The organism is Pseudoalteromonas issachenkonii, assembly GCF_002310795.1.
GTDB lineage: Bacteria > Pseudomonadota > Gammaproteobacteria > Enterobacterales > Alteromonadaceae > Pseudoalteromonas > Pseudoalteromonas tetraodonis.
In genome coordinates, this window is record NZ_CP011030.1 from 3,365,363 (window position 1) to 3,377,859 (window position 12,497).

The following is a 12,497-nucleotide window of genomic DNA, read 5'->3' on the forward strand; positions in this document are numbered from 1 at the left end:
GTTAGTGATTTAAATAATATTTAGCTACAGGTAATAAAAAGACGCTTGCGCGTCATTTTTATTTAACAGTAACTAAAAACCCTAGTTACGCTTATCTAGCTCTACCTGTAACCTAGCTTTTGTTTCTTTTAAGTAATTTATATAAGGGTATGAGTCATCTGCAATGGCTAAAGCAGATTCCATATGAGCCAGCGCTTGACTAATATTACCTTGCATCTCATAGCCATAAGATAAAGCAGAGATCGCACTAACTGATTTTGGGTGGTTTTTTATATTGTATTTAAACACCTCTATAGCGCGGTTAAACTGCTTGCTGTCCGTTAGGTTGTAACCAAGTAATCTAACAGCACGGTCTGGTGGAGATACCTGTTCGCCCCATTGTTGAGATAAATTTTGGTAATAAGCATCAATAGAGGCAACATCGTCAGTTAAAGCACTTATGGGCATATGTTTAGGTAAAAACAGGTTGTAAAAGGCATTAAATGCCCCTGCAGCAGAAGTTAAACCATGCGAGATGCCATCAAACGCATCACTAAAAAAGCGTAAGCCCCGTACTTCAGACGATTGCAGTGATTGCTGTAATTCATCGTACCTTTCACGCATTAAGCCGGCTTCTTCGCCGATATTAGTATAAACGTAGTTATTCAGGCCTTTCGTTTTAGCTATAAACGATTTTGTACTTTTTACCATTGCGCCATAGTTCCACCAAACCGCAGGGCTATATGCAATATGCGCTTGAAATAGTTCGGGCTTTGCCTGCAAAGCATACAACGCAAATACACCACCAGCAGATGCGCCAGCAATAACCTTATAGTCATGCGTGCGATAGTTTTTATTAACTAAAGGAATGAGCTCTTGTTCAAAGAACGCTAAAAATTTTGCGGAGCCGCCCCCTTCACCGACAGGACCTTGCGGCTCTTTATTCACTGTAGGATACATATCTCTAAGTCGATTAGTGTTTTCAATAGCGACAATAATTACCTCAGGCGCACGATTATCATTTTGTAAACGCTCAATAACAGCACTAGCAAGCGGTATATTACCCGCTCCATCTAAGCGATAAATAACTGGATATACCTTATTTGGCTCAGATTGATAGCTTTTAGGCAATTGCACGACAACTGTGCGTTCTTCGTTTAAAACAGCCGATTTAATAGTGTGCGTGTGCACAGAGTAATCTGTACTTTGCTGTTTAGTGTCAGATTGTGCAAAGGCACTTTGTGAACTAAAAGCAAAAAAGCTAACAAAACAAATAACGGTTAATAAGCGCATGACTAATCCCTTAGAGAATAAGATAATAAGTTACTTAAGCTAACAGAGTTTCAGGCACAAAAAAAGCGCCTTAAGCGCTTTTTTAACATTAATCAAAACCTATAACCTGTTGATTTTATTCAACTGTAACCGATTTTGCTAAGTTACGTGGTTGGTCAACGTCAGTGCCTTTAATTACTGCTACATAGTACGATAGTAACTGTAGTGGAATTGTATATACAACAGGGGCAATCACGTCATCTACGTGGTTTACGTTGATCACACGCATTGTGTCGTCTGACTCAAAGTGTGAATCTTTATCAGCGAATACATAGATGATGCCACCACGTGCACGTACTTCTTCTACGTTTGATTTAAGCTTTTCAAGCAATTCATTGTTTGGTGCTACAACAATAATTGGCATGTCTGCATCAATAAGTGCTAATGGACCGTGTTTAAGCTCACCTGCTGCATAGGCTTCAGCGTGGATGTATGAAATCTCTTTAAGCTTAAGCGCGCCTTCCATTGCAATTGGGTATTGTGAACCGCGACCTAAAAACAGTGAGTGGTGCTTATCAGCAAACTCTTCTGCAAGGTCTGCAATACCATCAGCCAACAATAGCGTTTCCTCTAATTTAGCTGGTAGCAGTTTAATAGCGTTAACAATCGTGCTTTGATCTAAGCCTTTTTCTTGCGCAATAGACGCAGTAAGCATTAACAAACCAACAAGCTGCGTAGTAAATGCTTTAGTAGAGGCTACACCAATTTCAGCACCAGCTTTGGTCATAAAGGCAAGGTCTGATTCTCGTACAAGCGATGAACCTGGTACGTTACAAATAGTCATTGACCCCATATAGCCTTGCTCTTTAGCTAAACGCAGTGCAGCTAAAGTATCAGCCGTTTCACCTGACTGTGAAATCGTTACTAGCAGACTATTTTCGTGTACAAACGATTGACGGTAACGGAACTCAGAGGCAATTTCTACGTTACAGCTAACACCTGCAAATTGCTCAAGCCAGTAACGAGCAACCATACCTGAGTGGTATGACGTTCCACAGGCAATAATTTGTACGTGTTTTACGTCTTTAAATATTTGCTGTGCGCTGTCGCCAAAGGCATCAATCGCGACGCGGTCATCGTTTAAACGTCCTTCAAGAGTATTACGTACTGCAAGTGGCTGCTCATAAATTTCTTTTAGCATGTAGTGACGGTAATCACCTTTGCCTGATGCATCTTGTGTGATGTTTGATTCAACAACCTCACGTTCAACCGCGTTGCCATCGGCATCAAAAATTTCTACTGTGTCGCGAGTAATGCGCGCTACATCACCTTCTTCTAAGAAGATAAAGCTGCGAGTCACCGGTAATAATGCAAGTTGATCAGAGGCAATAAAGTTTTCACCAAGGCCTAAACCAATAACTAACGGGCTGCCTGAGCGCGCTACAATAATTTCGTTATCATTCGCTTTATCGAACACAACGGTACCAAATGCGCCTTCAAACTGTTTAACAGCTGCTTGAACTGACGCTAATAAAGTCGTGTGCTGCTGACGTAACTGATGAATTAAATGCACCATTACTTCGGTGTCGGTGTCTGATAAAAACTCGTAACCGTCGCCTTTAAGTGCTGCACGCAAGCTTGCGTGGTTTTCAATGATTCCGTTATGTACAAGCGCTAATTGATTGCTTGAAACATGTGGGTGAGCATTGGCTTCAGTTACACCGCCATGAGTTGCCCAACGAGTGTGTGCAATACCTGTATGACCGCTAACACCAGCTTGTTCAAGTGCTGACTCTAAGTTTACAACCTTACCAACTGCTTTAACTGTATTAAGAGTATTACCTTCAAGTAAAGCTACACCTGCTGAGTCATAACCACGGTATTCAAGACGCTTAAGGCCTTCAACTAAGATTTTATTTACTGGACGTTCTGCAACAGCCCCAACGATTCCACACATAGTGTCTCCATTAATTTTTTAATTCTAGCAACTCACGATGTAGTTGCTATTCCATAATCTCTGCGCAAATTAGTTTTACACCACACGCCTCTATGGCTGCACGCTTATCACTTGCTAAGCCACTGTCGGTTATTAATGTGGTTACTGTTTGCCACGGTAATTCTAAATTTGGTATTTTTCGGCCAATCTTTTCTGACTCAACCAGCACAATAACTTCGCGCGCCGCTTTAGCCATCACTTGGCTTAATCCAACAAGCTCATTAAACGTGGTTGTTCCACGCGCTACATCAATGCCATCGGCACCTATAAATAGCTGATCAAAATCATATGAGCATAGAACATTTTCAGCTACTTGCCCTTGAAACGATTCTGAATGCGGATCCCACGTGCCACCTGTCATCAAAAGGGTTGGCTCGTTTTCAAGTGCTAATAAACGTGTTGCCACTTTAATTGCGTTAGTCATAACAACTAACCCCTGCTTGGTAGCTAACTCAGGGATCATCGCTGCAGTAGTGCGGCCGCTGTCAATAATAATGCGGTTATGATCTTTTATAAGCGCCGCTGCTGCCTTAGCAATCGCTACTTTGCGCTTAGAATCGATCTCATCGCTTACTATCTCTTTTGGTAGCGCAATAGCCCCACCATAACGGCGCAGCAACAAGCCACTTTTCTCAAGCGCGGTTAAGTCTTTTCGAATGGTTACTTCTGATGTTTGAAACTGTTCAGCAAGAGTCTCAACGGCCACTTCACCAAGCTCATTTACTTGGTTAAGGATCAGATGACGGCGTTGCTGGGTGTTTCGTTTGGTCATTAAGTAACTGCCATTAAGTTTCGTTTCGAAAGTTAGGGGATTTTAAACGAAACATAATAAATGGCAAGTGAATGCATAAAAAAAGCGCAGTTTTATTCAAATTATCATCATGCTCAAAGTAGGTTAAGCTAGACACCATTATTTAAGTTAAACAAAATTGATATGCAGTCATTTAATAGTATTAGTAAAGAGAATCTAGCGCAGCGTAAAACTGTGCACGAAATTTGCCGCTTATTTAATAAAAGCCCCAGTAAAGGTAATTTAAAGCGAATAAAAGAATTATGCTCACACTGTGGTGATGGAGTAATTATTGAAGCGGGCTTTCATTGTGATTATGGCTCGCAAATACATATAGGTGATCGTACATTTATAAACATTAACTGCACTGTATTAGATGCACCAATTAATGAAGGTGTGATTACGATTGGTAGTGACTGTTTAATTGGCCCTAACGTTCAACTATTAGCAGTTTCGCATGCTGTGAACCCCATAGAGCGGCTCAATAAAGAGAACTTTGCAGCACCGATAATCATTGGCAATAACGTGTGGATTGGCGCGGGAGTTATTGTGTTAGCTGGCGTTACCATTGGCGAAAACGCTGTTGTTGGTGCGGGTTCAGTGGTAACTAAGAGCATTGCATCAAATACCGTGGTTGCCGGCAATCCAGCACGTGAAATAAGAAAGTGCTAAGGATCATCGTTAAACCTTAGGCTCACATTTACCCTTATACCTCGAACCCGTATTTTCACTTTATTCCAGATGCAAAAAAGCCCGGCTCTTTTGAGTCGGGCTTGCTTGTATTTGGAGTCGGTGCGCTACTTCGTAGCGACAACGCAGTAGAATGTCGTAGTGCCCACAGCGCTAGAGAGCCACATAGCAAATGGGATACTATTATTGTGTCGGGGCGGCCTTGTGCGGGGCTCGCCTTCGCGCTGTTTTGTTTGATGTATAGGAATACGATGCCGTGGAGTACAGGATGTACGAGAGCGGCCACTACTGAGTTCGGCATGGGCTCTTGGTTTTTTATTAAATCCCAAACAGCAAAAAACCCGTCACATCGCTGTAACGGGTTTCTTTAATTTGGAGCCTGGTAATGTCCTACTTTCACATAGCAAATGCTACACTATCATCGGCGCTGTTTCGTTTCACTGCTGAGTTCGGCATGGGGTCAGGTGGGTCCAAAACGCTATTGTCACCAAGCAAATTTGGTGTAAGGTCGATTTAATCGAGCTTACTAAAATTTGGAATTCTGATAATAAAGAGTAATCAAGTAATCTACTTTAGTTCTATTAACTTCTGCGCTTAAACTATCACATAAAACGCGTTTGGTGTTGTATGGTTAAGCCTCACGGGTAATTAGTACAAGTTAGCTTAATGGCTCACACCACTTCCACATCTTGCCTATCAACGTTGTAGTCTTCAACGGCCCTTCAGAGACTTTAAAAGTCTAGTGAGAACTCATCTCGAGGCCTGCTTCGCGCTTAGATGCTTTCAGCGCTTATCAGTTCCGAACGTAGCTACCGGGCAATGCCATTGGCATGACAACCCGAACACCAGCGGTTCGTTCACTCCGGTCCTCTCGTACTAGGAGCAACCCCTCTCAATTCTCAAACGCCCACGGCAGATAGGGACCGAACTGTCTCACGACGTTCTAAACCCAGCTCGCGTACCACTTTAAATGGCGAACAGCCATACCCTTGGGACCGACTTCAGCCCCAGGATGTGATGAGCCGACATCGAGGTGCCAAACACCGCCGTCGATATGAACTCTTGGGCGGTATCAGCCTGTTATCCCCGGAGTACCTTTTATCCGTTGAGCGATGGCCCTTCCATTCAGAACCACCGGATCACTATGACCTACTTTCGTACCTGCTCGACGTGTCTGTCTCGCAGTTAAGCTGGCTTCTACCATTACACTAACCGTACGATGTCCGACCGTACTTAGCCAACCTTCGTGCTCCTCCGTTACTCTTTGGGAGGAGACCGCCCCAGTCAAACTACCCACCAGGCACTGTCCGTAACCCCGATTCAGGGGCCAACGTTAGAACATCAAAACTACAAGGGTGGTATTTCAAGGACGACTCCACAAAAACTAGCGTCTCTGCTTCTAAGTCTCCCACCTATCCTACACATGTAGGTTCAATGTTCAGTGCCAAGCTGTAGTAAAGGTTCACGGGGTCTTTCCGTCTAGCCGCGGGTACACAGCATCTTCACTGCGATTTCAATTTCACTGAGTCTCGGGTGGAGACAGCGTGGCCATGGTTACACCATTCGTGCAGGTCGGAACTTACCCGACAAGGAATTTCGCTACCTTAGGACCGTTATAGTTACGGCCGCCGTTTACCGGGGCTTCGATCAAGAGCTTCTCCGAAGATAACCCCATCAATTAACCTTCCGGCACCGGGCAGGTGTCACACCGTATACGTCATCTTGCGATTTTGCACAGTGCTGTGTTTTTAATAAACAGTCCCAGCCACCTGGTCACTGCGGCTCCAATCAGCTTAGGGAGCAAGTCCCATCACCAATCGGAGCGTACCTTCTCCCGAAGTTACGGTACGATTTTGCCTAGTTCCTTCACCCGAGTTCTCTCAAGCGCCTTAGTATTCTCTACCTGACCACCTGTGTCGGTTTGGGGTACGATTCGGTATAATCTGAAGCTTAGAGGCTTTTCCTGGAAGTATGGCATCAGCAACTTCATCACCTTGGTGACTCGTCTCGTGTCTCAGCCTAACAGCAACCCGGATTTACCTAAGTCGCTAGCCTACACACTTTCACATGGACTACCATCGCCATGCTTGCTTAGCCTGCTCCGTCCCCCCATCGCAATTATACCAAGTACGGAAATATTAATCCGTTTCCCATCGACTACGCCTTTCGGCCTCGCCTTAGGGGTCGACTTACCCTACCCTGATTAACATGGGATAGGAACCCTTGGTCTTCCGGCGTGCGGGTTTTTCACCCGCATTATCGTTACTCATGTCAGCATTCGCACTTCTGATACGTCCAGCATACCTCCCGGTACACCTTCAACCGCTTACAGAACGCTCCCCTACCACTCAAAATAAATTTTGAATCCGCAGCTTCGGTGCATAGTTTAGCCCCGTTACATCTTCCGCGCAGACCGACTCGACCAGTGAGCTATTACGCTTTCTTTAAAGGATGGCTGCTTCTAAGCCAACCTCCTGGCTGTCTGGGCCTTTCCACATCGTTTCCCACTTAACTATGACTTTGGGACCTTAGCTGGCGGTCTGGGTTGTTTCCCTCTTCACGACGGACGTTAGCACCCGCCGTGTGTCTCCCGGATATTACTTTACGGTATTCGGAGTTTGCAAAGGGTTGGTAAGTCGGGATGACCCCCTAGCCTTAACAGTGCTCTACCCCCGTAAGTATTCGTCCGAGGCTCTACCTAAATAGATTTCGGGGAGAACCAGCTATCTCCCGGTTTGATTAGCCTTTCACTCCTAACCACAGGTCATCCCCTAACTTTTCAACGTTAGTGGGTTCGGTCCTCCAGTTGATGTTACTCAACCTTCAACCTGCCCATGGCTAGATCACCGGGTTTCGGGTCTATACCTTGCAACTATTCGCCCAGTTAAGACTCGGTTTCCCTACGGCTACCCTAATCGGTTAACCTCGCTACAAAATATAAGTCGCTGACCCATTATACAAAAGGTACGCAGTCACCCAACAAGTGGGCTCCTACTGCTTGTACGTACACGGTTTCAGGTTCTATTTCACTCCCCTCACAGGGGTTCTTTTCGCCTTTCCCTCACGGTACTGGTTCACTATCGGTCAGTTGGGAGTATTTAGCCTTAGATGATGGTCCACCTATATTCAGTCAAAGTTTCACGTGCTCCGACCTACTCGATTTCACTTAAAATGCGTTTTCATGTACGGGACTATCACCCTGTATCGTGGCACTTTCCAGAGCCTTCCATTAACACATAATAAGCTTAAGGGCTGTTCCGATTTCGCTCGCCGCTACTATCGGAATCTCGGTTGATTTCTTTTCCTACGGGTACTTAGATGTTTCAGTTCTCCGCGTTCGCCTCGTTAACCTATGTATTCAGTTAACGATACCTGCAAGCAGGTGGGTTTCCCCATTCGGAAATCCTAGTCTCAAGTGCTTTTTACTAGCTTGACTAGGCTTATCGCAAGTTAATACGTCCTTCATCGCCTCCAACTGCCAAGGCATCCACCGTGTACGCTTAGTCACTTAACCATACAACCCAAACGGGTCTTTGTTTTGTGACAGTTTAACTTCGCCAGAAGTTAATATTGAATACTAAAGTAGATACCAATCAACAAACATTAAACGTTTATTAAATGGCACTGAATGATACTGCTATCATTCTTTTTTACTTTTGAAAACTCTGTACAAATACAATGTATTCATACGAATTTTATTATCAGCTTTTCCAAATTTTTAAAGAGCATATTAATTAGTAAACTCAAAGAGCAAACTAACTAACAATCATCTGTGTGGACACTACGAACAAATAAGTTCTAAATCGTATAAGGAGGTGATCCAGCCCCAGGTTCCCCTAGGGCTACCTTGTTACGACTTCACCCCAGTCATGAATCACTCCGTGGTAAACGTCCTCCCGAGGGTTAGACTATCTACTTCTGGAGCAACCCACTCCCATGGTGTGACGGGCGGTGTGTACAAGGCCCGGGAACGTATTCACCGCGTCATTCTGATACGCGATTACTAGCGATTCCGACTTCATGGAGTCGAGTTGCAGACTCCAATCCGGACTACGACGCACTTTAAGTGATTCGCTTACTCTCGCGAGTTCGCAGCACTCTGTATGCGCCATTGTAGCACGTGTGTAGCCCTACACGTAAGGGCCATGATGACTTGACGTCGTCCCCACCTTCCTCCGGTTTATCACCGGCAGTCTCCTTAGAGTTCTCAGCATTACCTGCTAGCAACTAAGGATAGGGGTTGCGCTCGTTGCGGGACTTAACCCAACATCTCACAACACGAGCTGACGACAGCCATGCAGCACCTGTATCAGAGCTCCCGAAGGCACCAAACCATCTCTGGTAAGTTCTCTGTATGTCAAGTGTAGGTAAGGTTCTTCGCGTTGCATCGAATTAAACCACATGCTCCACCGCTTGTGCGGGCCCCCGTCAATTCATTTGAGTTTTAACCTTGCGGCCGTACTCCCCAGGCGGTCTACTTAATGCGTTAGCTTTGAAAAACAGAACCGAGGTTCCGAGCTTCTAGTAGACATCGTTTACGGCGTGGACTACCAGGGTATCTAATCCTGTTTGCTCCCCACGCTTTCGTACATGAGCGTCAGTGTTGACCCAGGTGGCTGCCTTCGCCATCGGTATTCCTTCAGATCTCTACGCATTTCACCGCTACACCTGAAATTCTACCACCCTCTATCACACTCTAGTTTGCCAGTTCGAAATGCAGTTCCCAGGTTGAGCCCGGGGCTTTCACATCTCGCTTAACAAACCGCCTGCGTACGCTTTACGCCCAGTAATTCCGATTAACGCTCGCACCCTCCGTATTACCGCGGCTGCTGGCACGGAGTTAGCCGGTGCTTCTTCTGTCAGTAACGTCACAGCTAGCAGGTATTAACTACTAACCTTTCCTCCTGACTGAAAGTGCTTTACAACCCGAAGGCCTTCTTCACACACGCGGCATGGCTGCATCAGGCTTGCGCCCATTGTGCAATATTCCCCACTGCTGCCTCCCGTAGGAGTCTGGGCCGTGTCTCAGTCCCAGTGTGGCTGATCATCCTCTCAAACCAGCTAGGGATCGTCGCCTTGGTGAGCCATTACCTCACCAACTAGCTAATCCCACTTGGGCCAATCTAAAGGCGAGAGCCGAAGCCCCCTTTGGTCCGTAGACATTATGCGGTATTAGCAGTCGTTTCCAACTGTTGTCCCCCACCTCAAGGCATGTTCCCAAGCATTACTCACCCGTCCGCCGCTCGTCATCTTCTAGCAAGCTAGAAATGTTACCGCTCGACTTGCATGTGTTAGGCCTGCCGCCAGCGTTCAATCTGAGCCATGATCAAACTCTTCAATTAAAAAGTTTTTTGTCTTTCGACAGCTCAATGAATTCTGAATTTATTTAATATCTTTCGATATTGAATTGACTGTGCTGAATAACTACCTAAGTAACTATTCTGTTGGTCACTCAGTTCAATTGAGACTCTAAATTTGTTTGCCTCACTACCTAAGTAGCTTGGCTGTTAGAACTCAATCTGTACGAGTGCCCACACAGATGATTGCTTTATATTGTTAAAGAACGTTGCGATTAAAGCGTTTAACTTTATCTCGCTAGGGCTGCGCATATTACGCTTTCCTATTTTTTTGTCAACACTTAATTTTTAGTTTCTTTTAAAAGATTTAAAAGCTAAGTTTTACTCGACTCACTTACCGTTTGTTCAGCGCTTTTCATTGCTGCCTGCCGGGTCAGTGGATGCGCATTATAGGGATATTCTGGAGAGGGTCAATGCTTTATTTCAGTTTTATTAAATTAATTTCAATTTAGTACAATAACCATACAAATAAAGGGCTGCAGGGCTGTTTTTGATTAAAAAGCATTCACATAAGGCATGATTATTGAGAGGGGAGGAAGTAAAAGCGATTTATAGATAACCGCTACATCGCTTTTACTTAAAACTTTACTAATTACTGAGTTGTTATTTCCCATACGGCAATTGAGCCTGAGATTTCATTACCGACTATAAGCAGTGCTTCGTTTGTTGCACTTTGCGCTGCAGGAACAAATGTCATTCCTTCTGGAGCAAGATCGCCACTTATATCTGCACTTGGTTCTAAACCACGATTATAGAAGTAATCTTGAAATTTCACATTGTAAGGGTTGGTTATATCAAACACCATTATTGCGCCCATACGCTCTAAGCCAACAAAAGCAAACAACCTATCGCCAACCTTACCTAATGTTAGCGCTTCGGGTTCTGCACCTTTATCATCTGAGCGAGTATCGCCTTTGTTTTCATCTTCGTTATTATTAAACGCGTTACCATGAACAGAAGCGGTCACCCGTGCAATTTGATCGCCTGAGTCAAACACCACCAGCCCATTGCTATCCCAAATGGTAAATGAGCGTGCGCCATAGGCATAAAGAGATTCGTATTGGCCATCGTTATTTTTATCACCTTTTACTGTTGTAACTTTTAAACGACCAATGTCGTTATCATCGTTATTTAAGTAATCGAAGTTAGCTGCGAGAGCTAGATCTTCTACGCGGCTTTCATCCATATATACCAAACACCCATCTTTAGCGTCATAATCAAGGCCGCCCTTGGCTATACAATCAGCTTCATCGCTGGCATCAAAAAAGTATTCGCGTTCATCACCCTCATTGGCAGATACAATAAAGTTGGCTCCTTTCCAACTAAAACTTGCAATTGTATCTGGCTGATACATGCCATATAAACCAGGGTATGATTTAAAGTTAACACCGCCGTCTTTGTCTGAAGCGTCAAATTGTAAGTTTGACCAATCTTTAAAACCGAGCCCTTTTAGCTCAAGGGAATTATCTTCAAGGTTGATGATAGCTAGGCCGTTATTTTCTTGAATAGAGACATAGGCGTATTTATTATCCTTGGAAATACTCACATACTCTGGCTCTAAATCCATAGCGACGGTGGTATTTATTAAATTACCATTAATAATACGTCCAGTAGGATTGGCAAACACTAAGCCCTGCGCTTCTAATTCTGCTTGCTTATTATTGTAAGCTTGAAAGTTTATGCTCAAAGCGGTATCGGCAATAGTGCCGTTATTGATATCGATAATGCTAATTGTGCCTTCGGGGTCGATACTGTAGTCGCCATTAGGTTCACCTTCATTAGCAACCACTACTTTTGCACCATCATGGCTAAATGTCACCATGTCGGGTAGGGCACCTACAGTTACATTTTTAATAAATACTGGTGTATCTCCGCCAATATTGTAAAACGCTATTTGGCCAGCTTCGCTCACGTTTGTAGCAGCCATTGCTACCGCTAATAATTGGTTATTTGCATCGATAGCTATGCTGTTTGCATCACCAGGCGTATTTTCATTTAGTGAGAGCGTAATGGTAGAGGCTAAGTTGGTCGCGGTTACAATACCTTCGTTATCTTTTACTAATGCTGCAGTGTCGAACGTATCGGCAGGAATGATATTCACAACTGCCTCATCGCCAGAGCTATTAATTGCATAAATCCACTTTTTAGAGGCTTGGTAGGCGACTATTTCAGCTGCACCCTCTGGGCTTTGTGCATTGAGTACTGCGCGGCCAATAAGATTGATATTTAAAGCTGAATTTGCATTAGTGCCGTTTTCACCATTACTACCCGCTGTACCTTGTACACCCTGTGCGCCATTTTGGCCGTCATCACCATCTAGTGAGCAACCAGTTAATAGTGATAGCAAAGAAAGGGCTATTATTGATTTGTTTAACATTATTGTTTTCCTTAGTGTTGTATTAGTTAAATATCA

5 protein-coding genes and 3 rRNA genes are annotated in these 12,497 nt (G+C 44.3%); 1 reads left to right on the forward strand and 7 read right to left on the reverse strand.

Going from position 1 to position 12,497, the window contains the following annotated elements; translation table 11 throughout:
* Positions 1 to 81: 81 nt before the first annotated feature.
* From PISS_RS15595 to PISS_RS15605, 3 genes are all read right to left on the reverse strand, one after another.
* A complete protein-coding gene (locus PISS_RS15595; RefSeq protein ID WP_058155421.1) occupies positions 82 to 1,272 on the reverse strand; it encodes an alpha/beta hydrolase-fold protein in 1,191 nt (396 codons plus the stop codon).
* Positions 1,273 to 1,387: 115 nt separating this feature from the next.
* The gene (glmS, locus tag PISS_RS15600) at positions 1,388 to 3,208 is read right to left on the reverse strand and encodes a glutamine--fructose-6-phosphate transaminase (isomerizing) (RefSeq protein ID WP_008112790.1); all 1,821 of its coding nucleotides are present in this window, start codon (positions 3,206 to 3,208) and stop codon (positions 1,388 to 1,390) included.
* 46 nt (positions 3,209 to 3,254) lie between these two features.
* Positions 3,255 to 4,019: a DeoR/GlpR family DNA-binding transcription regulator gene (locus PISS_RS15605; protein ID WP_058155423.1), complete on the reverse strand. Its 765-nt coding sequence runs from the start codon at positions 4,017 to 4,019 to the stop codon at positions 3,255 to 3,257.
* A 162-nt stretch (positions 4,020 to 4,181) separates the two neighbouring features.
* On the opposite strand from PISS_RS15605, the gene PISS_RS15610 reads away from it, so the two are divergent.
* On the forward strand, positions 4,182 to 4,709 hold the full coding sequence (locus tag PISS_RS15610; protein ID WP_058155425.1) for a sugar O-acetyltransferase: 528 nt from the start codon (positions 4,182 to 4,184) through the stop codon (positions 4,707 to 4,709).
* Positions 4,710 to 5,104: 395 nt separating this feature from the next.
* On the opposite strand, the gene rrf is transcribed toward PISS_RS15610, so the two are convergent.
* The 4 genes from rrf to PISS_RS15630 form a co-directional block, all read right to left on the reverse strand.
* Positions 5,105 to 5,219 (reverse strand): 5S ribosomal RNA (gene rrf, locus PISS_RS15615).
* Between the two features lie 135 nt (positions 5,220 to 5,354).
* Positions 5,355 to 8,241, reverse strand: a 23S ribosomal RNA gene (locus tag PISS_RS15620).
* Positions 8,242 to 8,535: 294 nt separating this feature from the next.
* Positions 8,536 to 10,069: ribosomal RNA gene (locus tag PISS_RS15625) — 16S ribosomal RNA — on the reverse strand.
* The 16S, 23S and 5S rRNA genes sit together here, the layout of an rRNA operon.
* Positions 10,070 to 10,676: 607 nt before the next feature.
* On the reverse strand, positions 10,677 to 12,461 hold the full coding sequence (locus PISS_RS15630) for a choice-of-anchor I family protein (protein ID WP_058155427.1): 1,785 nt from the start codon (positions 12,459 to 12,461) through the stop codon (positions 10,677 to 10,679).
* Between the last annotated feature and the right edge of the window lie 36 nt (positions 12,462 to 12,497).